The 26,678-nt window shown below is 45.2% G+C and carries 35 protein-coding genes; 5 read left to right on the top strand and 30 right to left on the bottom strand.

Annotation, left to right across the window (positions count from 1 at the left end; genetic code table 11):
* Positions 1-11: 11 nt before the first annotated feature.
* The 23 genes from ahrC to J2736_RS02605 all read right to left on the bottom strand — a co-directional run bounded on the left by ahrC (position 12) and on the right by J2736_RS02605 (position 17,422).
* Positions 12-461, bottom strand: coding sequence for a transcriptional regulator AhrC/ArgR (gene ahrC, locus J2736_RS02715; protein WP_056614653.1), 450 nt, complete (start codon positions 459-461; stop codon positions 12-14).
* Positions 462-463: 2 nt separating this feature from the next.
* Positions 464-916: a hypothetical protein gene (locus J2736_RS02710; protein ID WP_310223290.1), complete on the bottom strand. Its 453-nt coding sequence runs from the start codon at positions 914-916 to the stop codon at positions 464-466.
* Between the two features lie 103 nt (positions 917-1,019).
* On the bottom strand, positions 1,020-1,850 hold the full coding sequence (locus J2736_RS02705) for a TlyA family RNA methyltransferase (RefSeq protein WP_310223288.1): 831 nt from the start codon (positions 1,848-1,850) through the stop codon (positions 1,020-1,022).
* Between the two features lie 32 nt (positions 1,851-1,882).
* Positions 1,883-3,775, bottom strand: coding sequence for a 1-deoxy-D-xylulose-5-phosphate synthase (gene dxs / locus J2736_RS02700; RefSeq protein ID WP_310223285.1), 1,893 nt, complete (start codon positions 3,773-3,775; stop codon positions 1,883-1,885).
* 114 nt (positions 3,776-3,889) lie between these two features.
* Complete coding sequence (locus J2736_RS02695; protein WP_397340212.1) at positions 3,890-4,804, bottom strand: polyprenyl synthetase family protein; 915 nt, start codon at positions 4,802-4,804, stop codon at positions 3,890-3,892.
* A complete protein-coding gene (gene xseB / locus J2736_RS02690) occupies positions 4,800-5,051 on the bottom strand; it encodes an exodeoxyribonuclease VII small subunit (RefSeq protein ID WP_310223283.1) in 252 nt (83 codons plus the stop codon). Before xseB ends, J2736_RS02695 begins: the two co-directional genes overlap by 5 nt.
* Positions 5,038-6,408 carry an exodeoxyribonuclease VII large subunit gene (xseA, locus tag J2736_RS02685; protein ID WP_310223282.1) on the bottom strand — a complete coding sequence of 457 codons (1,371 nt, stop codon included), beginning with the start codon at positions 6,406-6,408 and terminating at the stop codon, positions 5,038-5,040. The genes xseB and xseA overlap by 14 nt, the downstream gene beginning before the upstream one ends.
* 7 nt (positions 6,409-6,415) lie before the next feature.
* Positions 6,416-7,282, bottom strand: coding sequence for a bifunctional methylenetetrahydrofolate dehydrogenase/methenyltetrahydrofolate cyclohydrolase FolD (gene folD, locus J2736_RS02680; protein ID WP_310223280.1), 867 nt, complete (start codon positions 7,280-7,282; stop codon positions 6,416-6,418).
* 68 nt (positions 7,283-7,350) lie between these two features.
* Positions 7,351-7,812 (bottom strand): transcription antitermination factor NusB, encoded by a 462-nt coding sequence (gene nusB / locus J2736_RS02675; protein WP_310223278.1) that lies wholly within the window; start codon positions 7,810-7,812, stop codon positions 7,351-7,353.
* 120 nt (positions 7,813-7,932) lie between these two features.
* Positions 7,933-8,160, bottom strand: a complete 228-nt coding sequence (locus J2736_RS02670) for a DUF2273 domain-containing protein (protein WP_310223276.1) — start codon at positions 8,158-8,160, stop codon at positions 7,933-7,935.
* Positions 8,161-8,174: 14 nt separating this feature from the next.
* The gene (gene amaP, locus J2736_RS02665) at positions 8,175-8,735 is read right to left on the bottom strand and encodes an alkaline shock response membrane anchor protein AmaP (RefSeq protein ID WP_310223274.1); all 561 of its coding nucleotides are present in this window, start codon (positions 8,733-8,735) and stop codon (positions 8,175-8,177) included.
* 85 nt (positions 8,736-8,820) lie between these two features.
* A complete protein-coding gene (locus tag J2736_RS02660) occupies positions 8,821-9,234 on the bottom strand; it encodes an Asp23/Gls24 family envelope stress response protein (RefSeq protein WP_310223273.1) in 414 nt (137 codons plus the stop codon).
* 147 nt (positions 9,235-9,381) lie between these two features.
* Positions 9,382-10,740, bottom strand: a complete 1,359-nt coding sequence (gene accC / locus J2736_RS02655; RefSeq protein ID WP_310223271.1) for an acetyl-CoA carboxylase biotin carboxylase subunit — start codon at positions 10,738-10,740, stop codon at positions 9,382-9,384.
* Between the two features lie 66 nt (positions 10,741-10,806).
* Positions 10,807-11,304 carry an acetyl-CoA carboxylase biotin carboxyl carrier protein gene (gene accB / locus J2736_RS02650; protein ID WP_310223269.1) on the bottom strand — a complete coding sequence of 166 codons (498 nt, stop codon included), beginning with the start codon at positions 11,302-11,304 and terminating at the stop codon, positions 10,807-10,809.
* Positions 11,305-11,461: 157 nt separating this feature from the next.
* Positions 11,462-12,205: a SpoIIIAH-like family protein gene (locus tag J2736_RS02645; protein ID WP_310223267.1), complete on the bottom strand. Its 744-nt coding sequence runs from the start codon at positions 12,203-12,205 to the stop codon at positions 11,462-11,464.
* An 82-nt stretch (positions 12,206-12,287) separates the two neighbouring features.
* On the bottom strand, positions 12,288-12,929 hold the full coding sequence (spoIIIAG, locus tag J2736_RS02640; RefSeq protein ID WP_310223265.1) for a stage III sporulation protein AG: 642 nt from the start codon (positions 12,927-12,929) through the stop codon (positions 12,288-12,290).
* 4 nt (positions 12,930-12,933) lie between these two features.
* A complete protein-coding gene (spoIIIAF, locus tag J2736_RS02635; RefSeq protein ID WP_310223263.1) occupies positions 12,934-13,680 on the bottom strand; it encodes a stage III sporulation protein AF in 747 nt (248 codons plus the stop codon).
* Positions 13,681-13,693: 13 nt separating this feature from the next.
* The gene (gene spoIIIAE, locus J2736_RS02630) at positions 13,694-14,893 is read right to left on the bottom strand and encodes a stage III sporulation protein AE (protein WP_397340153.1); all 1,200 of its coding nucleotides are present in this window, start codon (positions 14,891-14,893) and stop codon (positions 13,694-13,696) included.
* A gap of 25 nt (positions 14,894-14,918) precedes the next feature.
* On the bottom strand, positions 14,919-15,308 hold the full coding sequence (spoIIIAD, locus tag J2736_RS02625) for a stage III sporulation protein AD (RefSeq protein ID WP_310223261.1): 390 nt from the start codon (positions 15,306-15,308) through the stop codon (positions 14,919-14,921).
* A 9-nt stretch (positions 15,309-15,317) separates the two neighbouring features.
* Positions 15,318-15,521, bottom strand: a complete 204-nt coding sequence (gene spoIIIAC / locus J2736_RS02620) for a stage III sporulation protein AC (protein WP_056614718.1) — start codon at positions 15,519-15,521, stop codon at positions 15,318-15,320.
* 56 nt (positions 15,522-15,577) lie between these two features.
* Complete coding sequence (spoIIIAB, locus tag J2736_RS02615; protein ID WP_310223257.1) at positions 15,578-16,102, bottom strand: stage III sporulation protein SpoIIIAB; 525 nt, start codon at positions 16,100-16,102, stop codon at positions 15,578-15,580.
* 15 nt (positions 16,103-16,117) lie between these two features.
* Positions 16,118-17,086 carry a stage III sporulation protein AA gene (gene spoIIIAA / locus J2736_RS02610; protein ID WP_310223255.1) on the bottom strand — a complete coding sequence of 323 codons (969 nt, stop codon included), beginning with the start codon at positions 17,084-17,086 and terminating at the stop codon, positions 16,118-16,120.
* A gap of 72 nt (positions 17,087-17,158) precedes the next feature.
* Positions 17,159-17,422: a YqhV family protein gene (locus J2736_RS02605; protein WP_310223253.1), complete on the bottom strand. Its 264-nt coding sequence runs from the start codon at positions 17,420-17,422 to the stop codon at positions 17,159-17,161.
* Positions 17,423-17,554: 132 nt separating this feature from the next.
* Here J2736_RS02605 and comA point away from each other — a divergent pair, with 132 nt between their 5' ends.
* The 3 genes from comA (at position 17,555) to J2736_RS02590 (ending at position 19,623) form a co-directional block, all read left to right on the top strand.
* Positions 17,555-18,358: a phosphosulfolactate synthase gene (gene comA / locus J2736_RS02600; RefSeq protein WP_310223250.1), complete on the top strand. Its 804-nt coding sequence runs from the start codon at positions 17,555-17,557 to the stop codon at positions 18,356-18,358.
* 3 nt (positions 18,359-18,361) lie between these two features.
* Positions 18,362-19,081 (top strand): 2-phosphosulfolactate phosphatase, encoded by a 720-nt coding sequence (locus tag J2736_RS02595; RefSeq protein WP_310223247.1) that lies wholly within the window; start codon positions 18,362-18,364, stop codon positions 19,079-19,081.
* A gap of 77 nt (positions 19,082-19,158) precedes the next feature.
* Positions 19,159-19,623, top strand: coding sequence for a DUF441 domain-containing protein (locus tag J2736_RS02590; RefSeq protein ID WP_310223245.1), 465 nt, complete (start codon positions 19,159-19,161; stop codon positions 19,621-19,623).
* 9 nt (positions 19,624-19,632) lie between these two features.
* Here J2736_RS02590 and J2736_RS02585 read toward each other — a convergent pair whose 3' ends face one another.
* The 5 genes from J2736_RS02585 to J2736_RS02565 form a co-directional block, all read right to left on the bottom strand.
* A complete protein-coding gene (locus tag J2736_RS02585) occupies positions 19,633-20,889 on the bottom strand; it encodes an aspartate kinase (protein WP_310223243.1) in 1,257 nt (418 codons plus the stop codon).
* Positions 20,890-21,021: 132 nt separating this feature from the next.
* On the bottom strand, positions 21,022-21,585 hold the full coding sequence (efp, locus tag J2736_RS02580) for an elongation factor P (RefSeq protein WP_171630165.1): 564 nt from the start codon (positions 21,583-21,585) through the stop codon (positions 21,022-21,024).
* A gap of 15 nt (positions 21,586-21,600) precedes the next feature.
* Positions 21,601-22,674, bottom strand: coding sequence for a M24 family metallopeptidase (locus J2736_RS02575; protein WP_310223240.1), 1,074 nt, complete (start codon positions 22,672-22,674; stop codon positions 21,601-21,603).
* Between the two features lie 60 nt (positions 22,675-22,734).
* A complete protein-coding gene (gene aroQ / locus J2736_RS02570) occupies positions 22,735-23,166 on the bottom strand; it encodes a type II 3-dehydroquinate dehydratase (RefSeq protein ID WP_310223238.1) in 432 nt (143 codons plus the stop codon).
* A 79-nt stretch (positions 23,167-23,245) separates the two neighbouring features.
* Entirely contained in the window at positions 23,246-23,779 is a 534-nt protein-coding gene (locus tag J2736_RS02565) for a YqhR family membrane protein (RefSeq protein ID WP_310223236.1), read from the bottom strand.
* A 157-nt stretch (positions 23,780-23,936) separates the two neighbouring features.
* On the opposite strand from J2736_RS02565, the gene J2736_RS02560 reads away from it, so the two are divergent.
* Entirely contained in the window at positions 23,937-24,827 is an 891-nt protein-coding gene (locus J2736_RS02560; RefSeq protein WP_310225162.1) for a DUF1385 domain-containing protein, read from the top strand.
* Complete coding sequence (locus J2736_RS02555; protein ID WP_310223235.1) at positions 24,824-25,081, top strand: hypothetical protein; 258 nt, start codon at positions 24,824-24,826, stop codon at positions 25,079-25,081. Before J2736_RS02560 ends, J2736_RS02555 begins: the two co-directional genes overlap by 4 nt.
* 2 nt (positions 25,082-25,083) lie before the next feature.
* Here the strand turns inward: J2736_RS02555 and J2736_RS02550 are convergent, their stop codons facing one another.
* Both J2736_RS02550 and mntR read right to left on the bottom strand, forming a co-directional pair.
* Complete coding sequence (locus tag J2736_RS02550; protein WP_310223234.1) at positions 25,084-26,058, bottom strand: patatin-like phospholipase family protein; 975 nt, start codon at positions 26,056-26,058, stop codon at positions 25,084-25,086.
* Positions 26,059-26,166: 108 nt separating this feature from the next.
* Complete coding sequence (mntR, locus tag J2736_RS02545) at positions 26,167-26,592, bottom strand: transcriptional regulator MntR (RefSeq protein WP_068668379.1); 426 nt, start codon at positions 26,590-26,592, stop codon at positions 26,167-26,169.
* Positions 26,593-26,678 lie beyond the last annotated feature (86 nt).

Here is a 26,678-nt window from a genome sequence, read left to right as displayed (position 1 = left end):
GCCTCCTGAAATTATGATAATAAGGACATGACTTCATTGACAAAAGTTACACTGTTCTCTTTCCCGCGGCAAATAACAAGAATTGTATCATCACCACAAATGGTTCCCATCACACCGTTCCATTCCAAGTTATCAATTAAGGCACAAATCGTATTTGCAGTCCCTGGTAAACACTTCATAACAACTAAATTGTCGGTATAATCGATACTAACAAAATGGTCGCTTAACGCGCGTCGAAGCCGTTGCATAGGATTAAACCGCTGATCTGCCGGCATTGAATACTTGTATCTGCCATCATCTAGCGGAACTTTGATCAAATGGAGTTCTTTAATATCTCTTGAAACCGTCGCTTGCGTGACATGGAATCCTGCCGCGCGCAGCGCTTCAACCAGTTCATCTTGCGTTTCAATCTCATGATTTGTAATAATTTCTCTAATTTTTACATGCCTTTGACCCTTCATCCTTACACCTCTATGTGAAAAATGATTTTTTTGATTTTGCTTATGCTCATATCAACGTAAAGGATACCCTGTGCCTCAGGATAAATGAGGGTGTATGGCAGCAGCATGTCACGAACAGCGCTCCCTGTCATCTCAAGTGGTTTACGATCTTTGGCCACTTTCACAAGATAAACATGATCTTCCTTTTGTACAAAATAATCGATAAACAAGCGACTTTCTAACTGATCTCTTTCACCAACGGTCATCGTAATTGGTATTTTGGTCTTACCCGCAAGCACCTCGAAACCAGCACCTTCAAGCAGATCAACAACATCGTCCTCAGGGATATTCGCATGCCTCGGAATTCGCCCTCTTCTTCGATTTGAACCCGCTGACCATTTCTGAAATCGCCAAATGACTACACAAACAACAACGATCAGGATTAACAAAATGACTCTTACATCGCCTTGTTCCATGTCCTTCACCTCGCCATAGTATTCGCGAATCCGACAGGAAAATCCTTTCTGTTATGTGAAAAAACCCATCTCAGGGCCGCAAAAGGCGTTCACAAAGATGAGTTTATTTGCCATGTAATTTCTGAGACCCTCGCGCAGTCTCTGCGATTAGAGCTTTCATTGATTCTGGTGCTGCAAGTGATGCATCGCTCTCGTTACTCGACCAGTAGGCAAGGAATTCAATGTTCCCTTCTCCGCCTGTTATTGGTGAATACGTCAATCCTTGTAACCGGAAGCCCAGCTCCTCCGCAAATGAAAGTACCGTTGTCAGAACGTCAATGTGGACATCTGTGTCTCGTACAACCCCTGACTTGCCAACTTTCTCTCTGCCTGCTTCGAATTGTGGCTTAATAAGCGCGACAACATGTCCTTGATCACCTAAAATTTCCTTCAACGGCGGCAAAATAATCCGTAATGAAATAAACGATACATCGATACTCGCAAAGGTTGGTCTAGGTCCGTTCAAATCTTCCAATTTGGTGTAACGGAAATTCGTTCTTTCCATTACATGAACACGTTCATCATTACGAAGTGACCAATCCAATTGGTTGTAGCCAACATCGACAGCGTACACAGAAGCAGCGCCATTTTGGAGCGCACAATCCGTAAATCCTCCTGTAGAAGCGCCAATGTCTAACATTACCGCACCTTGCAAATCAATCTCGAATTGCTTTAGCGCTTTTTCAAGCTTTAGTCCGCCACGACTCACGTAAGGATGCAGCGCTCCTTTTACTTTGAGTACAGCTTTACGACTAATTTTCATTCCGGCTTTATCAACTGGCTCTTCATCCGCAAAAACAAGGCCTGCCATAATGGCGGCCTTTGCCTTTTCTCTGCTTTCAAAATAGCCTTGCTCTAGTAGCAATAAGTCTAATCGTTCTTTATCCGATGACATATATGTTGTGTTGCTCCTATTCCAATCGGTTACTAGACCTTAGCCCGCAAGGCCTTACGAGGCACTAGTTTCTTCACTTCCGTAATTAGGTTTTGAGCCGTAAGGCCAACCTCATTGCGTTGCTCTGGCACGCTGCCATGCTCAACGAAATAATCTTGAATCCCCATCAATTCCACTTGTAAACCAACTACACGTTTCTCCGCATAAAACTCCAGGACAGCACTTCCGAAGCCACCTTGAATGGAGCCTTCTTCCATCGTAATCACTGGCATGGATTCTTTCGCTAATTGCAGCAGATAAGCTTCATCTAACGGCTTGATAAATCGCGCATTCACGACGCGAAGCTCGATGCCCTCTTGCGATAGCAACACTGCTGCCTCTTCCGCAACTTGAACCATAGGTCCGACTGCAAGAATAGCTGCGTAATCTCCCTCTCGCACTGTTTCCCAAGTGCCGATAGGAATTGCTTTGGGTGCCTCATCAATGTTAGCACCAGTACCATTAATACGCGGATAACGATAAGCAATCGGCCCGTCGTTATATTCTAGCGCCGTCTGCATCATATCACGCAATTCTTTCTCATCCTTCGGCATCATCAAGACCATGTTAGGAATTGTACGTAAAAATGAAATATCATAAACCCCTTGGTGCGTCTCGCCATCTGGGCCAACAAAGCCTGCACGGTCGATCGCAAAGGTAACATTTAATTTAGGTCGACAAATATCATGAACCACTTGATCATACGCACGCTGTAAGAACGTTGAATATACGGCGAATACCGGTTTCAAGCCTTCACTCGCGAGTCCTGCACATAAAGTAGCCGCATGCTGTTCCGCAATACCAACGTCGATCATCCGATTCGGGAATTGCTTCGCAAATTTCAACAGTCCAGATCCACCTGGCATAGCTGGTGTAACGGCAATAAGACGGGAGTCTTTCTCTGCAAGTTCAATTAAGGTATCTCCGAAAACTTGTGTATACATCGGCGGTCCCGAAGACTTAAGTACTTGCCCCGACTCCATTTTATAGGGTCCTAAGCCATGCCAAGTATGAGAGTCATTTTCTGCTGGCTTATAGCCTTTACCTTTAGTCGTAACGATATGAATAAGGACAGGACCTTGAACCTTCTCAGCTTGCTTGAGCGTTTCCATAAGTACTTGCAAATTATGTCCGTCTACAGGTCCAATGTAGGTGAAGCCTAGTTCTTCAAACCAAACACCATTCAATACAAAATATTTAAGACTATCCTTCAGCTTCTCCGCTGTTTTGGCCAGCGTTCCGCCGATGGCAGGAATTTTCTTCAGTAAGTATTCGACTTCTTCTTTAGCTTTCAAATAATGACGATCCGAACGAATCTTGCTTAAATAATTATGAAGAGCCCCAACATTGGGCGCAATAGACATTTCATTGTCATTCAGAATGACCGTAATATTCTTCTTCTCGTGACCGATATGATTCATGGCTTCTAACGCCATGCCGCCTGTAAGCGCACCATCACCAATAATGGCAACTACCTTATTATGTTCGCCTTTCAGATCACGCGCCATCGCCATACCCATGGCAGCGGACAGGGAAGTACTGCTATGTCCTGCTTCCCAGACATCATGTTCGCTCTCAGACCGCTTAATAAATCCGCAGAGCCCTTTGTACTTGCGTAAAGTATCGAACTTGTCTTTGCGTCCAGTCAAAATTTTGTGCACGTACGCCTGGTGACCCACATCAAAAATAAATTTATCATACGGGCTGTGAAACATGGTGTGTAATGCAATTGTGAGTTCAACCACGCCTAAATTCGGGGCCAGATGTCCACCTGTAACGGAAAGCTTCTCAATAAGAAATTGACGGATTTCTCCCGCCAATTCTTCAAGCTCCGTCAAGGATAACCGCTTCAAATCTGCAGGCCGATTGATTTGTTCGAGCAGCACGCTTGTTTCCTCACTTTCAATGTGAAAATACTAAGATTTCACCATTATATCATATAATTGGGCATTTCGTGTAAAACTACCTCTCGATGAGGACGTTCTACTTTAAACATATGCTTAATGATCCCGTTTCATTAGGTAATCTGCGATCTGAAGTAACCGCTCTGGGTTCGGAATATTGGAACGAATTAAGGCTTCTTTGGCTTGGTTCGTCAATTCTTTTACCTTTTGCTCAGAAGCTTCCATACCGATAAAATAAGGGAACGTTACCTTCTGCTGTTTCTCATCGCTCTTCACAGGCTTACCTAGCTTCGCTTCATCGCCGATAATATCCAAAATATCATCTTGAATCTGAAACGCGAGTCCTAAGGCATGACCAAATTCACTAAGCGCCTCTAATTGCGCTTCTGTCGCGCCAGCAATGTGTCCGCCAGCACGTAAAGAGAAAACGATCAAATCGCTTGTCTTGTGCGTATGAATATAAGTAAGCTCTTCCAATTTCGTTAAGCCTTGCTCCCCCAGCATATCCGCAGCTTGCCCGCCAACCATTCCACGAGCACCTGCCAACACAGCAAGTTCTTCTGTGATTGCCAGCACACGCTCTGCAGGAACACCAAATCGTTTGTGGGATTGCGCAATGCAGAAGAAGGCGTGCGTAAGCAATGCGTCGCCAGCTAGAATAGCCATAGCCTCGCCATAGACTTTGTGATTCGTTAACTTGCCTCTGCGATAATCATCATTATCCATCGCTGGCAGATCATCGTGTACCAAGGAATAGGTATGAACGTACTCAATAGCTAACGCAACTGGCATAGCTGCCTCAAGAGAACCACCTAGTGCCTCAGAAGCAGCTAGAACCATGATAGGACGCAGTCGTTTGCCGCCTGCCATCAAGGAGTAATCCATAGACTCACGAAGTGAGCTTGGCACCTCCCACGCAGTAGGCAATGATTGACGTAATGCGGCTTCAACCAATTGGGCATGGGAAGCGATATATGTATGAATATTAGACGTCGTGTTATTCAAACTAATTCCCCTTATCTTCCAAGACAGGCTGGAAAGGCTTCCTTGTTACCCCAGCTTCCCCTTCAACCAGCATCTCAATTTTCTTCTCCACTTGCTCCAGCTTAACGCCGCATAAATGGGAGAGTCTTACGCCTTCTTGATACAATTCAATCGCTTTCTCTAAAGGTACGTCGCCGCTTTCCAGCTGACTTACAATACGTTCTAGTTGCTCGATTGCCACTTCAAAGCTTACTTCCGCTTCACTTGTTGACATCAATGTTCGCCTCCATCTCCGAAACTTGACATTGTATTTTACCGTCCTTAAGACGTATGGATAACCGATCCCCGATCTTCACTTGCGATATCGATCTCACAAGCTGCTTCTCTTGTTCGTCATAGGCAAGGCTATAGCCCCGCTGCATGACCTTCAGCGGGCTGAGCGCGTCCAGATGTCGGACGCTGGACTGCCACTCCTGCTTCTTCGAGCGCAGGAGGGTCTGCATGGCCGTGAGCATCTGGCGTTTGGACGTGTCCAACCGCCGTCTTGCCGCCACGGCCTGCTCGGTTGGATTGAAGCTGGATAAGCGACGCTCCAGCTTCAATCTGCGCTGCGCCGACTCCGTCAGGCGCTGGCGTATGCGGTAACCGAGCTGCTCCGCCAGCCGGTCGAGACGCTCCGCAGGCTGCATAAGCAGCTGCCTGCGGGGGTTCGTCAGGAACGGCGAGCGCTTCGCGCGCTCCAGCCGTTCCTGCTTGCGGCGCAGCTGCTGCAGCAGCCCGTAATGCAGGCGCTGTGCCTGCTGCGATAGCTGCTGCTTCAGCTCGAGGTGGTGCGGCACCGCGAGCTCTGCCGCCGCCGTAGGCGTCGGCGCTCTCAGATCGGCGACGAAGTCGGCGATCGTGAAGTCCGTCTCGTGGCCGACGGCCGAGATGATCGGAATCGCGGAGGCTGCGATAGCCCGCGCCACGATCTCCTCGTTGAAGGCCCACAGCTCTTCCAGTGAGCCGCCGCCGCGGCCCACGATGAGCACGTCGGCTTCACCGAGCCGGTTCATCGCTTCGATCGCTTTGACGATCGAAGGCGCCGCCTGCGTACCCTGTACGAGGACAGGGTACAGTAAGATCGGGATCGACGGGAACCGCCGCTGCAGCGTGATGATGACATCACGAATGGCCGCGCCCGTCGGAGACGTGATCACGCCAATCGCGCGCGGAAACCGTGGAATCGGTTTCTTGCGCTCTGGCGCGAACAGCCCCTCGCCTTCGAGCTTCTTCTTTAGCTGCTCGAAAGCCAAATACAAGCTGCCGATGCCGTCCGGTTGCATCGCCGTCACATAAAATTGATAAGCACCGTCTCGCTCATAGACAGAAATGTTCCCCCGAGCAATGACTTTAGTGCCCTCTTTCGGAATAAATCCCAGCTTCTGATTATGCGAAGCAAACATGATGCTTTTCAGCCGGCCATCCGCATCCTTTAAAGTAAAATACATATGACCACTAGAATGATGCGTGAAGTTAGATATTTCACCCCGCACCCACACATCCTGGAGACGTGAATCTCCTTCCAGCAATAGCTTAATATAACGATTTAAGTCCTTAACGGATAAAATCTTCGTCTCATTTCTAGCCATAAGCTGACTATACGCTCACATTCGCATGAGCTGCACGGCTAGCCGCATCAACGGTATTGCGAAGGAGCATCGTAATCGTCATTGGCCCCACACAACCTGGAACAGGTGTAATGGCACTTGCAATCTCTTTCACAGCTTCAAAATCAACATCACCCGTTAACTTACCATCAGCAGGGCGGTTCATCCCCACATCAATTACGACAGCACCCGGTTTCACGTGATGTGCTTTAATCAAATGTGCTTTACCAACCGCGACAACGAGAATATCTGCTTGTTTGGTAATCTCTTCCATGTTAGGCGTGCGGGAATGTACGACAGATACCGTTGCATGCTCACGAAGCAACAACATCGCCATCGGTTTCCCTACGATATTACTTCTGCCCACAACAACCGCATGCTTACCAGCGATTTCAACACCCGTCCGCTTGAGGATTTCAATGACACCATGTGGCGTACAAGGCTTCATGCCGTCTTTACCGATCATGAGGTTGCCCACATTCACCGGATGGAAGCAATCCACATCCTTCGTTGGATCAATTTCATCTACAACCGCTTCTTCATTGATATGCTTTGGTAATGGTGATTGAACAAGAATGCCGTTAATGCGAGGATTGTTGTTAAAACCATGGATGAGTGCAATTAATTCTTCCTGTGTCGTCTGTTCAGGCAGGCGGTGTACTTCGGAATAGATGCCGACATCATCGCAAGCTTTCGCTTTGTTTCTCACATAAACTTGTGAGGCTGCGTCTTCACCAACAATAACAACGACAAGACCTGGTTGGTTTCCCTGCGCTGTAAGCTGCGCTGCATCAGATCTGATTTCTTCACGAATAGAGCTCACGAGTTCTTTCCCATTAATAACTTGTGCTGACATGTTATTTCCCCCTTAGCCATTTAAGCCATACCTATATGAAAAGTGAAGTACTACTTGCTTCGATTAACTCACTGTGTTCGCAAAACCTTTTCTTTCAGTTCATCAATTTCTTTCAGCATCTTCCCGAGCACACCGTTAACGAATTTCCCTGATTCATCCGTGCCATAATGCTTAGCCAAATCAATCGCTTCATTGACAACAACCTTTGGCGGCACATCATCACGATACAACATTTCATAAGCACCAAGGCGCAGCACTTCCCGATCAATCCGAGACAACCTGTCCATTGCCCATCCTTTGAGGTACTCCTCCAACAACTCATCGATACTTACTTTATTCTTGTAAGTTCCTTCAACAAGCTCAACAATATAGACCGGATCTATCTTATCTCCGGAGAAATCCAACTCCGATTCATTATCATGCTCAGCTTCATGAATCGCGATTTGAACAGCCTCCTGAGGAGTAGCCTCATTCATTTGGATTTGGTATAAGCTTTGTATAGCAATTTCACGTGCAACTCTGCGTTTCATTCTGTTCCTCCTAAGCGTCTCGCTCGTGCAAAACGACCTTCTCCTAAAAAACTCTTTATCCTAGTATACGTCAAAATAGAGCCAATCCAAACAAAAAAATCCATGGTTGAACCAGGGATTTTAGCGAAACATTCTCCATTTTTGTGTGAGATAGCGCCAAATGTCTTCCAGCATGACGAAACTTTCCTTGCGATCCAACTTATTTCCAACATAAAAACCGATAAGAACAATAAATCCAAAGATCAGCATATCCCAAAATCCGAAGAATAAATAAATAAAACCGAAGAATATTCCTGCTGTCACTCCGATTACTTTGCCCCTATGGAACTCCCATAGTTCATTCCACATATGTGGATTCACCTCTATTCGACCCGGCTTTTAAACGTTGGGGCAGATTGCACGATGTTCGCTACAAATACGGTTACGGAAGCTACAGGAATACCGGTAATATCTTCTATGTAACTTTTCACTGTACCTTGCATGTCTTCAGTCAATTCCGGTATCGAGCTTTCTCCATCTACAATGGTTCGAATCGTAATTTCTAACCCAGATTGATTCACTCTCACGCGTGCACGCAGATCCTTCGCACCTTTCGTACGACCAGCCGCTTTCAATGAAAGGTTTTCAACCGTCTCGATGGAAATTCGAATATCCCCAAAATCAGTGCGTTGATCAATCGATGGCGCTTGCGAGCGTCCGCGGCGAAGCGTTACGATTAGGAAACGAACAGAAATTAGCAGCATAACCAAACTAATGATAATGCCCGGATAAGCATAGCTCTTCTCGTAATAAAAATGGCTAAGCGTACTACTTGCTTGATCAAGTGGGATCCAGCTAGATGCTGTGAACAATACAAAGATCGATGCGACGAAAATAATCAGGCTATAGAAAAGTAGTAAGAGCCTGTCCACAATTTTACCCACTACGCTTGTCCCCTTCCTAAGTTAGAGGAAACCCCCTGCAACCTGTAGGGGGTTTCAATTGATCCATATGGCTCAGCATTACCGCCTATTTTACACGATGGGTAGCCGCTGGTTCTTCGTCAACCGGTTTATCCGCCTGCTTAAAATGCACATCATGAATATGAACGTTAACCTCAACAACATTAAGACCCGTCATTGATTCAATGGCCATTTTCACATTATTCTGAATATCACTCGCAACTTCAGGAATACGATTTCCATACTCAATAATGATGGAGACGTCAATGGCAGCTTCACGTTGTCCGACCTCTACCTTTACGCCTTTGGACAAATTCTTGCGCCCAAGTAATTCAGCAATGCCGCCAGCTAATCCGCCACTCATCCCCGCTACACCTTGCACTTCCACCGTTGCCAAACCGGCAATGATTTCGATAACCTCGGGGGCAATCTGGATGCTGCCCATGTCTGTCTTGACGTAATCCGGAGCGATTGTGCTCATTGTGGCACCTCCTAAAAATTTGTGGAGCAAATTTAGTTATATAAGCTAAAAAGTTTGGGCCAGCTCATGCTGGCTTTGAAATAAATGGGATAAGCCATCTTAATTTATTAGTATAACATTTCGGTAAAAATATGACAAATGATTGTCTTACGATTCTGGATCGTTCACATCGTGCTCTTCTAAGAACTTAATATCATGGTCACCTTTGATAAATTTCTTATGTTCAAGCAACTTCAAATGAAACGGTATCGTCGTATTCACACCATCAACTGCGAACTCATTAAGCGCTCTTTTCATACGGTTAATGGCTTCTTCACGTGTGCTTCCCCAAACGATCAACTTCGCGATCATGGAATCATAATGCGGCGGAATCGTATACCCTGGGTACACCGCGCTATCCACGCGAACACCGAATCCACCAGGCGGCAAATAAAATTTCACTTGGCCAGCGGATGGCATGAAGTTCCGATTCGGATCTTCTGCATTGACACGGCATTCGATTGCCCATCCATTAATGCGAACGTCCTCTTGTGCGAATGACAACGGATTGCCTTCAGCCACGCGAATCATTTCTTGAATAATATCGATCCCCGTAATCATCTCGGTTACTGGGTGTTCTACCTGAATCCGGGTATTCATTTCCATGAAGTAGAAATTACCATCTGGACCCAACAAGAATTCCAGCGTTCCCGCACCAGAATAATTCACAGCTTTCGCCGCACGTACCGCTGCTTGCCCCATCGCTTTACGTGTTTCTTCCGTTAGAATCGGACAAGGCGCTTCTTCAACAAGCTTTTGTCTACGACGTTGTACGGAGCAATCACGCTCGCCTAAGTGGACGACATTGCCGTGTTTATCAGCTAAGATCTGGATTTCTACATGCTTCATGCCGGTTAAATACTTCTCCAAGTAGATACCTGCATTTCCGAATGCGTTCTGAGCTTCTTGTTGAGCAGCTGTAATCTGCTGTACAAGCGTTTCCTCGTTCTCCGCAATACGGATACCTTTACCCCCGCCGCCAGCTGTTGCTTTAATAATAATTGGATAGCCGATATCACGTGCAATGACAACAGCATCCTCAATATCCTCAACTAAGCCATCGGAACCCGGAATAATCGGAACTCTCGCTTCTTTCATCGTTTGCTTCGCAACCGCTTTATCCCCCATACGAGAAATCGCATCTGGCGATGGACCAATAAACGTGATGTTGCAGCTTTCACAAATTTCTGCGAAGTCCGCATTTTCAGCTAGGAAGCCATATCCTGGATGAATAGCATCACATTCCGTCAACGTTGCTACGCTCATCAAGTTAGTGAAGTTCAAATAGCTGTCTTTGGATGCTGTAGGCCCAATACAATAGGCTTCATCCGCCAATCGAACATGCAGGGCATCTCGATCAGCTTCTGAGTATACAGCTACCGTATAGATGCCAAGTTCACGGCATGCACGGATAATACGAACTGCGATTTCTCCACGGTTCGCTATAAGAATTTTATGAAATTTCATGATTTGCCCTCCTAAGAGCTCTTCGTGCGAAAAGCTTACGCTGTCAGCATAAGCTTGCACACGCAACTACTCCGGTCTAACCAAAAATAAAGGTTGTCCATACTCTACTAGCTGTCCGTTCTCAACGAGAATCTCAACGATCTCGCCTTTCACTTCAGCTTCTATTTCGTTCATTAATTTCATAGCTTCCACGATACATACAACACTTTTATCCGTTACTTTAGAGCCAATGCTTACGAATGGCGCGGATCCTGGAGATGCAGACTGATAGAAAGTCCCTACCATCGGAGATACAATCTTATGTAAAGATGAATCCTCTTGTTTGGCTTGTCCGTTCGCATGAACTGGTGCTTCAAGAGCAGCAGATGCTGGCGCCGGGTTAGCATAGTTAGGTTGACCAATCGGTGCGTATGTGTGTTGAACTGGGGCGGATACATAAAGAGGCTCCGCTTTATTCGGCTTACGAATAGAAAGGCGTGCACCTTCATTTTCAATTTCAAGTTCTTGTAAAGAGGATTGATCGACGAGTTTAATTAACTCTTTGATTTCACTCAATTTAAACATTCAAGTCACTCCTTTAGACGTTGGTGAATCCTTTAAAAATGCGTTTTCATAGCCGCAACGTATGTATTATACCCATAAACGCACGAAATGGAAAGAGTCCAGTTTATCCGGACCCTTTCCATTGGCAATTTGAGAAGCGAAAACTTCACTAAAATCCCTACGGACGAACGTATTGGATCTTGATGTTTTCTGGCGTTGCTCCTAGTTCTTTCACAACCATATCCACGATGGAAACACCTTGACTTTTCTCCAATTTATCAGCTTGAACAGTTACTTTCCATTTACTTCCATCTTGATTAATGACCGCTTGCGGGAAGTCTTGAATGAGCATATCTTGCAGATTTTCGATTTTCTCTTGCAGATCTGTTAGAGCTGACAAATCGTTCGTTGCTTTTGCTACGGCTTCAGGCGTTTTCTTGGAATCCAAAATGATGTTCATTAAGTCTGTCGAAACTTTGCTGAAGTAGTTATTTTGTTTGACTTGTTCATTCGTGAAATAGTCGTTAGCTGATGTTGTTTTGGCTTGCTCCTCAACTTGTTTCAATACTTGATCGTCTGTTTTGGATGTCGTAGTCGTTGTTTTTGTCGCGTCTTTTGTCGTAGTTTTGGAGCTATCTTGTGTCGTTGTTGCCTTCGTATCTGTTTTTGTTGAAGTTTGCGGCGTTGTTGCTTTCGTGTCGGATTGTGTCGTTGTAGCATTTGTTGCTTTAACATCTGTTTTGGCACCTGTGACCGGATCCAATTGCGTCATATCAATTTTTACTTCTTGTGACTTTGAAACCGTCTCCGTTGATGCTAGGTCTAGTTTGTTAACATCTTCAGTGAACAGATAATACGCGGAGAGTACCACCATCAAGCTAAGCATAGAAACGAGCCAAATTGTTTGTCTTTTTGCATTCATTGTTTATTCCTCCTCAAAGTTTTTCGCCAGAAAACTGGCAGCGTAAGCATAAGCTTTAGAATAGTTGAATGATTTCCTGCTCTTATTCCCCTGTTTTGCGTGGTAAAATCGAAATTTTACTCGCTTGAACGTCCATTCCTCGCTCAACGGCTTCCATAATCATCTTCTTCACCGTGAGATTTTCTGCCCCTTTTGCAACAACGATGACACCTCTAATTTTCGGTTTAATGTATTTGAGCACAAGCGGCTTCTGGTCACCTGACACTTGATATATAACGACTTCACCGCTTCGCGTTACCTGGGATATATTGCGCGTTGCCCCGCCATTGTCGCGTTCTGTCGTCATGGATTGATTATCGTTATAATTTTTGTCAACGGTCATTTCCTCCGTAGATTCAATGGTAACGAGTACTTCCACCTCACCGACACCCACAATCTTTTGTAGGATGCTTTTCAATTGGTCTCCATAAGCTTGTTCGTAATCATGAAAGCTTGCGTTTTCCTTTGATGAGCTTCCCGCAAATGTTTCTTTAGTCTCTACTGGTGGAGACGCCCTGCCTGTGCCAATGGGATCCAGATCTTTTACATTTATAAAGGCATTGATTATCATTAGCGCGGCTCCTAAAAGCCCAACCATGATGATCCACAGCAACGTATTTTTACGTTTAGGTCCACCTGGTCCGCCGCCGAATTTGTGCTCCATCCATTGCAGCAATGTTCCCATCGATTCACCTCGCCATCCATCCTTTGCTTTGTGCTGCTGCGATCTCGATTTTGGCAGGATCAACTAGCCAATTGCGTGAAATCCCTTGCTTGAGTCGATCCTTCTCTTGCTCACTTGGCGTTACTGCTGAGCTTGCCTGTGTATCGCCCTGTGTACTTGCCATACGATCTTGCCCACTCGCTGCAGATCCGATTTTAATTGGATCTACGGGCTTAACAGGTTCCATGGCAGCTATGCTTTTACTTCCGGTTACCGGTTGTTGTCTTTTCGCTTCTATATCATCAAGGGTCACCTTCACACTTAAAATGCTGGGCTTCCCGTTATTGTCTACCTGCACTTGCACTTGTACATTCTCGATTGGCCATTCCGTTTGTTTCTGAACGTCTTCTTTGATCAATGCTGCTAATTGGGTCTGAACCACTTGCTGTGTTTTCTTTTGCTCGGCATCTTGAATTTTAGATGCATCCTTTGTAATAGCTTCTAGCGACTTCATCTGTGTCTGACTTCCAAAGCCTCCAGCCAACATCGTTTTCTCATTCTGCGATTTCTCTGCTTGGCTTAACAGCTGATCCATGTTCCATTCCTTCTGGAACAGCTGAAGCACTGGGGTAAGCAGCGTTAAGAGAATAAAAAGACTCAAAACCGTCTTCACGTAGCGCTGCATCGTATTGCTTGGGAGCAGAAGATCAACAAACGTCGCGAGCATAATGACCATAATGACGGTTTTCAGCCATCCTGCTAACCAATCCATCGCCTGGCTCCTTTCATCTCATCATGACGGAGACATTGCTAATCGTGATCATGATGGTCAGGGCAAGAAAGAACATTAAACTTACTGCCGCTAATGCTGCAAAAACGTAAATTAAGCTTTTACCAATGGTCTGTAGACAAGCTATGATCGGACTGTCGCCTAAAGGCTGCATCAGTGCCGCTGATAAGTTGTAGATGAAGGCCAGGGTTAAGATCTTAATAGCTGGGAAGGCGCATAGGAGAACGAGGATGACAACTCCTACAAGTCCTATCGCATTTTTGACTAATAAAGATGCTCCGATCACGGTTTCTGAAGCATCCGAGAACAGTCGCCCCACGACCGGCACGAAATTCCCGGTGATGTATTTAGCCGTTCGTATCGCAACCCCATCTCTTACAGCTCCTGCCGTGCCTTGAATGGAAATGACGCCAAGGAAGACAGTTACGAATACGCCTAGCATGCTTAAACTGACGGTACGGAGTAGATTAGCCAACTGTGTGACCTTAAACTTATCGCTGAGTGAACTGACAATGTGCAGCACAGCTGAGAAAAACAAGAGTGGGAAAACAAAGACATAAATGGCTGTTCCGACCGAGTGGATCATGAACACGATCAGCGGATGCAGGATCGCTACTGAAGTCACATTCCCCATGGAAGCTAATAAAGTCAGTAACAAAGGCATTATGGCGAACATGAACTGAATCATGGATGAGATCGCTGCCTTCGCATATCCGATAGCAACACTGAAGCTGTTGATGGCAATGATAATGAGTACCATATAGGTAATCGTGTAACCTAATTTACTAACCGTATTTCGTTCAAAGGAGCTTTGCAGTGTTTCAAGAATCATACTGAATACGGTCAAGACGACGATGGAAGCAAGTAATTTGCCATTGATAATTATTTCATGGAACACATAACTCAGAAGGCCTTTGAAAATACTCTTCATGCTGATGCCTTTGGTCCCCATGAGCAGCTCCATGAAGGTTGGCGGCTTGTTTTCAGGGAAATAGCCTCCATATTCCTTCATCAGCTTATCCCAATATTGCTCGACCGGTTCCGTATTTAAGCGGTTGGCTTGCTCTTGGATAATGAGATCCGTAGGCGATTCAGCAGTTAACGAACCCGAAAGTCCGAGCCAGAGGCCCATTGTTAAAATAAATAATAAGATCCACCGGTTGTTCAGCTTCTGCTGCGAATAAAGTAGGGGCATTCGTGTCACTCCTTAGGTGAATCTTCTAAGCAGGGAGCAATTTAACCACAGTCTCGATGATCACTGTTATGATGGGAATGGCCATGACCATGATGAGCACTTTACCTGATAGCTCAATTTTGGAGGCGATAGAGTCTTGACCTGCATCTCGAACGATCTGTGCGCCAAATTCGGCGATATAGGCGACGCCTATTATTTTCAGTATCGTTTTGAGGAACACGATGTTCACGTTCGACTTCACTGCTATATCCTCAAGGACTTGGATAACCGCTGAAATTTTGCCAATTAAGAACAAAAAAATCACAATGCCTGTAAAGGCGGCTAATAAAAAGGCAAACATCGGTTTCTGTTCCTTGATAATGAGTGTCAGTATCGTAACGATGAGTCCTAGTCCTACGATTTGGATGATTTCCATCAGACCACCTCATTGGAATAGGAAAATAGTTTTGATTTCTTTAAACAAGTTATCTAACATACTGACGACCATAAAAAGCACGACCACAAAGCCAATGACCGTGACCCAGTGTGCCATATCCTCTTTTCCCATTTGCTTCAACACCGAATGGATCATAGCAATGATGATTCCGATGCCGGCGATTTGGAAAATGGCATTCACATCTACATTCATTCCTGGCACCTCACTCCGCCTTCAAGGAACTTGTCATGCACGGATAAATGACCCTACTAATACATTAAAATCACGACTAACGCGCCAATTAGGACACCAAGGCTTTTCCACATTTTCTCGTAGCGTTGCTGCTCGTCTCTAGCATCCGATTCTTCGGATTGAAGTTGGCTGATCGCAAGTCGCAAGTGCTTGATTTGGTCACTACGATCTGAAAGCCCCAGCACTGGCCCCAGTTGAAGAATAACTTCTTGTTCGGCTTGTCGCATGGAGGTTCTCGCCCAGACTTCCTTCACCGTCTTTTGCCACAAGTCTTTGGTCGACTCACCTTCACTTCCTAATAACCGTTCCGACATTAATCGGAATAAGGTAGAAAGCGGCTCAGTTACTTGCTTGCTTAAGGAAGCAAACGCTTCTGGGAGAGGCGTAAGCGCGTATGCAATTTCGGTTTCCATTCGGCCAAGTGCTCCGATAAGAGCGCGGATTTGCTTGGGACGTCTTACATAATGGGCAGCCTGCAAAAAGCCATACATGGAAGCTGCACTAAAGATTAGAACTCCACCTATAAATTTCAGCATCTCCATCGTCCTTTGCTTTCGTCATCCATCCCCCATTGCCTTACCTTGTTGATCCAGGATCCGAAAGGAAGCTGAACCACCTCTTCTTCTCTGGAGGATCACATATTTCATAAACACACCCTCCTCCATCAATTGGCGAAGTACGGGGCGTCTACGGATATCCTCATAGTTGGCGCCATGTGCGGTTGCTAGAACACGAATCCCCGTGTGCAGGGCTTCATGGATCGCATCAGCATCCTCAGATCGACCAATCTCATCCACGATGAGGACTTCGGGTGATAGGGATCGAATCATCATCATCATGCCTTCCGCCTTCGGACAACCGTCTAACACATCTGTTCGAGGGCCTAAATCGAATCTCGGCACTCCTTTGACACAAGCAGCGAGCTCGGAGCGTTCATCAACGATTCCTACTTTTTTACCTGAGAGCGAGCTATTTCTAACTCCCCACTCCCCCCGGCTAATCAGTCTAGCCAGATCACGAAGCAATGTGGTTTTGCCTTGTTGCGGCGGCGAAATGATCAGGGTGTGATGAATGTTTCCCATGTTCTGATCAACCAGTTGCGGTAAGATCTCCTGACCAACACCTTGAATCTCGCGCGCGATTCGAATGTTAAAGGAGCTGACATCTCGGATTTGCTTCACTTGGCCTTGGTCAAGAATCGTTCGCCCAGCCAGTCCAACTCGATGACCGCCTGAAACGGTGATATATCCTCTTCGCAATTCTTCTTCAAAGGTGTAGAGTGAATGATTCGTCAGCATCTCAAGTAAGGTTAGGCAATCTTGCCTCGTCGGTTTGTAAGCCAATGCTTCTTGCGTGATCATTTGCCCACGCTCGCTTACGAAGGCATAGCGGTCAGCCCAACTGATTTCAAGGGGACGCAACTCTCTCACCCTGATTTCTTCTACGCTAGCTTGTACGTTCGGCGGGAGTTCGCTAAGCATGAATCGGATGTTCTGTGGCAACAAGTGTGAAATACTCGCTAGCATGGGTAGACAGCCCTCCAAGTTGTCCAGTCTTCTATATTTATTTCTATGCTTACTAGAAAGAAATATGACCGATTACTTTTTAATAATCCCAATAAACAGACAACTGACACCAGCAATGATCCATAACATCTTTCCATATGATAGTTTTTCAGCTATGCCTACTAATCCAATCGTTGTGGTAGTTAATAGTACTAGAGGGCCTACTAGTGCTAGAGCCGAATTCACCAGCAACGCTTTCTCAATCGTAGCCAGCCGGAGCATGAGTATGGCTGCAATGATTTCGATAGTTCCCGACATCATACGTAAGGAAGCCATCGTAAGTACGATTTTGTTCATGAACAAACACCTCCTTTTTCCCTACCTTATGCGAGCTCGTCTCATTTTAGGCATGCTGGGCACCTCCATTTGCGCTCATGCATATGCTGTACACATAATTGATCCTTCGAAGGACAGTGAGGAGAAATACCGATGGAAGTGACCTCTCAATTAAAATGGAACCCCGTTCTAGCCGACCCTACAGGAAGAAGGCAACTGAAACCAAGAACGTTGGGGAAAACGATGGTGATGGATAAAGGGCTCGGCATGCTTGCCTTTCAGGATTTACTTCATACCTCTCATGCACATGTCGATATGATCAAGCTTGGTTTCGGTACATCACCGCTCTATCCACAAGCTGTACTGCGAAGCAAAATAAACCTGGCCAAAGAGAATAACATCCTTATTTATCCGGGGGGTACTTTTCTGGAAGTAGCCGTGCGCCAGGACGCGGTAGATTCTTTTTTTTGCATGATACGTGCGCTCGGCTTTAATAGCGTTGAAATATCTGACGGTACCATTCAAATGGATCGTAGAACGCGAAATGAGCTGATTATCCGAGGATTAGACGAAGGATTGGAAGTCATTACGGAGTATGGAAAAAAAGGTTGGGGCTCGTCCATTGAATTATCTGAATTAATAGAGACTGTTCTCATCGATACAGAATTAGGTGCTTCCCTTGTAACGATTGAAGCGCGTGAATCGGGTATGGGGGTTGGCATTTTTGATGGGCAGGGGAAATGTAAGGATGAAGAGCTGAATCGTGTGCTTACATCTATTTCAGGAGATCAGCTCTTGTGGGAGGCGCCGCTCAAATCGCAGCAGGTTCACCTGATTAACTCCCTTGGACCTGATATTCATTTGGGCAATATATCACCTGATGAGGTCATCGCGTTAGAAGCTTTGAGGAGAGGACTGCGTTCTGACACGTTGTTCTTAGGTACCAGAAAGGATTAACACATGCATATCGAGGTGATCGCAACTATCTGCGAAGCAAGAAGTGACGAGTTTCTTCATAAGACCGTCATTGTCGTTGATGTCTTACGTGCGACAAGTACAATCATTACCGCATTGATGAATGGCTGCAAGGGCGTAGTCCCTGTTGAAACTGTAATAAAAGCAAAGGAATTAGCTCGTGAGGGCGATTTACTCGGCGGGGAACGCTATTGCAAGAAAATTCCAGGTTTTGATTTTGGCAATTCGCCTCTGGAATACTCTAGGGAAGCCGTACAGGGCAAACGTGTCATTTTGACGACCACAAATGGCACAAGAGGGATTCAAAAAGCGACGAAAGCCGATCGTGTGCTCGCTGGGGCCCTAATCAATGCTAAAGCCGTTGCTGAAGCAGCCATCGACTTGAAACGGGACACCGTGATCGTCTGTGCGGGTACGCAAGATGTATTCTCATTGGAGGACGGCATCTGTGCCGGTCTCATCTTGGATGAAATCGCAGCCATCCTTGGTGAGAGTCAGATGATGACGAATGATTTTGGCTTAGCCATGCGCGGCAGTTATCTGGAAGCCAAAGACCGACTATTAGCAACCTTGCTTGCCTGTACGAATGGTAAAAAAATGAAAAAGTCCGGCTTCCTCGCGGACGTCGAACTTTGTGCCAAAGTCAATACAACGGATTGTGTGCCCGTTCTTGAACATGATCAGATGGTGCTCTATCAACGATAGACGGCCCATTCGTTCTAAATACAAGCCCCCTTCATAGACTAGATTGACGACACTGAAGACGACGAGGGGTTTTGCTTATGAACGGTGATTTGCTATTGGTGATTCTAATTATCATAGGTCTGATAGGTCGCTCGCCAATTATTACAACCGCAGCTTGTCTTTTACTTGCCGTTAAACTAATTGGTCTTCAGCGTTATTTCCCAACCATGGAGCGCAAAGGACTAGAGCTTGGCTTGCTGTTCCTGACAATTGGTGTGTTGATTCCTTTTGCCAGTGATCGTATTTCAATGAAAGATATTCTCTCCGTCTTTACGACTTGGCCCGGAATCATTGCCCTGCTTGGCGGCGCGATTGCGACTTATATGAACGGAAAAGGTTTGGAACTACTAAAAGTAGACCCACAATTAATTGTGGGTCTTGTCCTTGGTTCTATATTTGGCATCTTATTTATGCGCGGCATTCCGGTAGGTCCACTAATGGCTGCTGGAATAACGGCATTTTTATTGAAGCTTGCTTATTTTATTGCGGACAAGTTCCACTAGTTGTCAGAATTATCTACGATCTTCTGGACCACCAACGAAAGCTTGCTCTGCAGTGTCTAGGCCATATGCTGTGTGAAGCGCACGAATGACATCTGTTAATCTCGAATTGTCAATTACGCATGACATTTTGATCTCGGACGTGCTTACCAAAGAGATCGTTATCCCAAGATCGGAAATGACTTTGAACATGGTTGCAGCAACACCTGGTGAACTTACCATGCCTGCACCAACAATGGATACTTTGACAAGATCAACTTCGGAAGTCACTTCACGGTAACCAACTTCAGCGCGAAGTTGCTCAAGAACGTCCAGAGCTTTCTCACGATCCGCTAGGTTCGTTGTGAAAGAGAAGTCGGCAGATCCGTTAATCACACCGCTTTGAACGATGATATCAACGTCAATTTGCACTTCAGCAAGTGCTAGGAAAACCTTCGCAAGTTGGCCTGGCTTCTCAGGAACACCCAGAATACTAATTCTTGCTACATTTTTGTCATAAGCGATGCCACGAACGACGATTCCTTGCTCCATCACTGCTTCCTCCTTCACATTGGTGCCTTCATTGTAATTAAAGCTTGAACGTACCACGAGGGTCACGTTGTAATTTTTTGCATATTCAACTGCACGAGGATGAAGGACTGCAGCCCCTAGGTTGGCTAGCTCCAACATCTCATCATAGGAAATTTCGGCAAGCTTTCTGGCTACTTTGACAATACGAGGATCCGTAGAATAAATGCCATCAACATCCGTATAAATTTCGCAAAGATCTGCTTTTATCGCTGCTGCAAGAGCAACAGCTGTTGTATCTGAGCCGCCGCGGCCCAGCGTCGTAATTTCACCAGCTTCTGTCATGCCTTGGAAACCAGCTACGATGACGACATTTCCTTGTTCAATCGCATTCAGAACGCGCTGTGGTTGAATATCTGTAATCCTTGCTTTACCATGAACAGGCTCCGTAAAAATGCCACTTTGCCACCCGGTGTACGAAACCGCTTGTTCACCAAGATTATGTATGGCCATTGATAAAAGCGCTACGGAAACTTGCTCGCCCGTCGTCAACAACATATCCATTTCACGAGCCGGAGGGGCTCCATCGTAAATTTGCTTGGACAAGTCGATTAAATCATCCGTTGTATCTCCCATCGCAGATACGACTACAACACAGCTGTGTCCAGCTTGTTTACGCTCTACGATTCTTTTTGCAACTCGTTTCATTCGCTCCGCATCACCGACAGAGCTACCGCCAAATTTCATCACTATAAGAGACAAAGCTGACCCACTCCTAACACATACTAGTGCATAACAATTCAATATTATAGCATATAATTGGCGGACTGTGGTAAGAAAAGAAAAAAAGCCTTTCGAACTCATACGAGTCAGAAAGGCTTTGTTGATTAATGATTAGTTGCTCGCGCGGGAAAGGTATTTACCGTCATCTGTATCAACGGAAAGAACATCGCCTTCGTTAATGAACAGCGGCACCATCACATTAAGACCTGTTTCCACTTTCGCATTTTTCAAAGCACCTTGTGCAGTGTTTCCTTTGACACTTGCATCTGTTTCAACAACTTTCAAGTCAACGCTCTTCGGAAGGTTAATCCCTAGAATTTCACCTTGATAGCTCATGATTTTGATGTTCATGTTTTCTTTCAGGAAATTCAATTCCCATTTCAATTGCTCATGAGCAAGGGAAATTTGATCGTAAGTCTCCGTATCCATGAACGTGTACTCGTCGCCAGCAGCGTACAAGTATTGCATTTCGCGGTTCTCGATGTGAGCACGTCCAACGTTCTCACCAGCACGGAAAGTACGTTCAACCGTGTTGCCGTTACGAAGGTTTTTCAGCTTGGAGCGCACGAATGCTGCGCCTTTACCTGGTTTTACGTGTTGGAAATCTAGAACTGTAAAAATGTCATGCTCAACTTCAATCGTAAGACCTGTTTTAAAATCGTTTACTGATATCACTTGTAAATCCCTCCGCTAGTCAATGATAAGAAAATCTTTGGTAGAATGTGTAAGTATTTTAATGCCTGTCTCAGTAATTACAACGTCATCCTCAATTCGAACTCCACCAAAATCAGGGAGATAAATACCAGGCTCGACGGTAACAACCATACCAGGTGCTAAAATCGTTTCTTCGGTTTTCGACACGCGAGGTGATTCGTGAACCTCCATCCCTAACCCGTGTCCGGTCCCGTGACCGAAATAATCGCCATAGCCGCGCTTTACAATGACATCGCGAGCGAAAGCATCGCCTTCTCTGCCTGTAATGCCCGGTTTGAGGTTAGCCAAGCAATGCAATTGCGCTTCTAGGACAATATCATATATCTCTCTATGCTTGTCTGTCGGCTTTCCTAGCATAACCGTTCTTGTGATGTCAGAGCAATAACCTTTATAATACGCTCCAAAATCCAATTTGACAAATTCGTTTATTTGGAGAATACGATCACTTGCTTTACCATGCGGTAATGCAGAACGTTCGCCAGACGCCACAATTGTCTCGAAAGAAGTTGAGGTTCCTCCATTTTTACGAATGAACACTTCAATTTCAAGCGCGATGTCTAACTCTTTGACACCTGGTTTAATAAAGTTAAGGATATGTGAAAAGGTTTGATCGGCCAAATCTGCCGCTTCTTGCATCACTTGCAGCTCAGCTTCATCCTTCACCATACGAATCAATTCAACAAGACGGGACGTCGGAACAAACTCGATGCCTGGCAGACCTTGTTGATAGTTCAAGAAATCACCGTAAGACACATCGCTTTGTTCGAAGCCTAATTTCGTGATACCTTGCTTCTGCAAGAGCTCAGTAACTGTCTCGATCGCCTTTGCCTTATGTTCAACCACTTCAAACAGTTTGGCTTGCTGCGGCGCTTGTGTCATATAACGGAAATCTGTTAATAAAATGGCACGGTCTAACGTTATAAGTACATAGCCAGAAGAGCCTGTGAAACCAGATACATATGTACGGTTATATGCGTTCGTGATGAGTAGCGCCGGTAAATCCTGCTGTTGCATAACCTCGCGAAGACGTTCAATACGTTTCTCCTGCATCCAAATCACCATTCCTTCTTAAAGTTTTGCTAGAGCAAAACGATCTTCGTAAGCAAATGCTTACAGATGGGGTAGTAAAGCTCTTAGGCCAAGCGCATAACTGTCAGCGCCAAATCCACAAATTTGACCAATCACAACGGGTGCGATGACCGAATGATGACGGAATTCTTCGCGTTTATGAATATTCGAAATATGAACCTCTACCGTCGGCAATTGAACTGTAGATAAAGCATCACGGATAGCATAGCTGTAGTGAGTGAAGGCACCAGGATTAATCAGTATACCGTCCTTCGTACCGTACGCTTCATGAATTTTATCAATAATCTCGCCTTCATGGTTAGATTGGAAGCTCTCTAATTCAAGTGAAAGCTCTGTTCCAAGCTCGTGCAAACCCTCGATGATTGAGGAAAGTGTTACCGTTCCATATACGCCAGGTTCACGTATGCCAAGCATATTCAAATTCGGACCATTCAAAACTAGAATCCTTTTCAATTGGAAATCCTCCCGCAACAATCGTCATTGACAATTAGCCCGTTTCAGCTAATTAACCTTTGATATTTTACCATAAGTTTCATGTCTTGGGTATAGCCTCTGAAGATCTAACGCTTGTATATTCAATAGCAATGGAATACCCAATAAACATCCCCCATACGAGGAATAAACAAACTTCGCTTATTATCGTATTTAGGTCTAACTCTGTTATCCAAAACACCATTCCAGTAATTGGACCTACGATTAAATAAATAATCGCCCACCAGAGCGCCCCATAGCCTATTCCCCAGAAAGGACTGCGCAGTTTCCACATGGTCACCATATATAGGAAGGCCGCAACTATTGAAAATAGCGCAAACGCAATCCACCCCGTAAACAATCCCATCCACGTGTTAAAGAAATCATGTTTGAAAAAAGGTTCAACAAGAAAACCAATACCTATCGTTGTAAACTTAAAATAATTTTCGACAATTTTGAGAGCACCCCAAATTAGCCCAGCAAAAAAACCGATATATAACACAAATACCCAGCGATTTGTCTGCTTTCTCTTTGCGGCATGCGCACTGCTCATCTGCGATCTTCCTTTCTCTACCGATACGGCTTGTCTGATCATTGGCAATCATAGTATGTTCTGTCGCTATCGGTAGCATTCAACACCTGAATCCGTTACAATAAGAAAGTGAGTAACTGAATTCGAGAAAGATGAGAAGGTGAATCTTGTGGCAGAACAAAACAATATATACGGAGGACAAGCCGTCATCGAGGGCGTCATGTTCGCAGGAAGAAATGTGCATGTAACCGCTGTGCGCAAAAAGGACGGTTCTCTTGATTTTCTAGAAGTACCTAAGAAAGTGATTCCATGGGTTCAAGCACTTAAGAAAATTCCTTTTATCCGAGGAATTGTAGGAATTGTTGAGTCCAGTGCCAAAGGTGCGCAGCATCTGAATTTCTCCGCCGAGTCATTCGCCGAACAAGAAGGTGATGCTGAAGCGACGAAGAAGGAAGAGAAATCAGGCATCTTCTCTAACATATCTATGTTTTTAGGCGTAGCCTTCGTTGGTGTCCTGTCTTTTCTGTTTGGAAAATTTATTTTCACCTTAGTTCCGGCTATTATTGAACAGTTTTTGTTTCAAAACGTATTTAGCAATCAAATTCTTCATAATCTTATAGAAGGTGTAATCAAAATTATTTTGTTGGTGGGGTACATTTACTTCATCTCACTTACACCTATGATTCGCAGATTGTTCCAATATCATGGCGCAGAACATAAGGTCATCAGCGCTTATGAAGCTGGCATGGAATTAACCGTCAGCAACGTTCAAAAATTCAACACACTTCATTATCGATGCGGCAGCAGCTTTATCGTTTTCACCGTTTTAATCGGGGTTGTTATTTACTCGTTCCTACACTATGACGGAATGGTCGAGCGCATTGTACAACGTCTAATCTTGTTGCCACTGGTTATCGGTGTTTCTTATGAGGTATTACGATTCACAAATTCACTACGTGAAGTACCTGTTCTTCGCTATTTAGGCTATCCTGGCCTTTGGCTGCAATTGCTTACAACCAAAGAGCCTGAAGACAGTCAAGTTGAGGTGTCCATTGCATCATTTAACCGCATGCTAGAAGCGGAAAAACGAATTATGGAGGGACGGGTATGAGAAGAAAGTTTTCCCCGATTGAAATTGCTATAGGAATTCTGATTGCCATAGGCTTAATCGTTAGTCTGCGTGTATTATTCATTCCTATTCTTGTGCTTGGGGCAATTTTTCTATTGTACAAATTCCCACCTTCCCGCTGGAAGAAACCATCCATGCCCCGCGGGGCTGCTAAAGGCAAAACAAAAAACGCGAAATTCCGCGTCATCAATGGCACGAAAGATGCCGATAAAGATGATTTACCAAAATATCACTAAAATTACGATTTTTTAAGTGGCGGACGCATGACAAACTTAGCGTAATTTTCTTCATAAGTGCTGGCGGACCAGCCTTTGAAGTAAGCATTAGCTGCTAGGTAGCCCGATTCATACAGCGACATGCTTAACTCTTTCGAAATGTTAAACTGCGTGTTGCCTACACCTAGCGTTGGAATTTTGACCGTGCGGAAGCGATTCTTCTGCTCAATGTAACGTTCATCATGCGCGCTCAGCATCGTACTAAAAAGCGCCTCTAACATCGTAATCGGTCCCCGGATCGTATGTGTAGGCGTATCGCTCTTCCCAACAAGTTGGAAACCAATGACGGGCACTAACTTCGTGGTAGACATTTGCTTGTCGAACACCCATAACGGAAAGTTGCTTAGCAATCCACCATCCACGATATAATTAAACTGCTCTGAGAAAGGCTTAGCCTTCTCGGAGCTTTTTATATTTCGGCGAATTCGCACAGGATCGAAGAAATAGGGAATGCTCGTGCTCATTCTCACCGCCTTGGAAACCGATAGTTTCCCAGGCTCGATACCATATTGGGCAATATCATTAGGCAGTACTAGCAGCTTGCCTTGTGTAATGTCAGAAGCAATAATTCGGAGCTGATTAGGTGCCAAATCTCCAAAAGTGCGAATACCTTTCGCCGCTAGCTGTTGATTTACCCAGTGTTCCAGGGCTTCACCCGAATAGAGACCTTTCTTAATCAACAAACGTGCCGCAGGGCCAATTATCTTCGTATTGAATATAGGGGAGCGCTGCATAAACGATTTAAAAGGTGCTCGCAGGATCAACTCCCTCATCTCTTCGCCCGTGTATCCTGCCGCCAAGAAGGCGGCTACAATCGCCCCAGAGCTTGTACCGGCGACTTCATGAAAGGTATATCCTTGCTCGTTGGCTGCACTGACACCTCCGGCCAAAGCAATCCCTTTGACACCACCACCTTCAAACACACCGTTAATCTTCATCCGCTGCATCCTCCCCTAACTCTCATTCATAGGGCTTCTTAGGTATGTATGCAGGAGCAGTTTGTTTCTATGCGCAAAAAAAAGACAGAGCCCGTAAACGGACCCTGCCTAATTCTCAGCCTCTAATTCTTTTCGAACATTCATAAGTTCATCCGCGCGATTTGGATCTCTTCGGAAGTATTCCAATAAGGTTTCAATGCAAGTAATTGAATCCCAGCTCAAGTGGTGCTCAATACCTTCGACATCCTTATATATATTGTCCTCATGGACACCAATTGTCGTAAGAAAATTTTCCAACAGCTCATGCCGATCCATCAAACGCTTCCCCATCTTCTTCCCTTTTGGCGTAAGGATGAGGCCGCGATACTTTTCATAGATTAAATAATTATCTTTATCTAATTTTTGAATCATTTTAGTTACGGAGGAGGGGTGCACTTCAAGCCCTTCAGCAATGTCGGAAACACGAGCGTAACCTTTCTCATCGATAAGCTTGTATATTCTCTCCAAATAATCTTCCATACTTGGCGTAGCCATTGCTATATTTCCCCCTGCTGTGCATATTTCTAAGCCATACTGCTTTCCTATCATAATCCATCTACCCAGATGCGGTCAAATCTCCC

This window comes from Paenibacillus qinlingensis (assembly GCF_031455095.1).
In the GTDB taxonomy this organism is placed as follows: Bacteria; Bacillota; Bacilli; order Paenibacillales; family NBRC-103111; genus Paenibacillus_E; species Paenibacillus_E qinlingensis_A.
The sequence above is the reverse complement of the archived record's forward strand: the minus strand, read 5'-3'. Positions and strand labels throughout refer to the sequence as shown.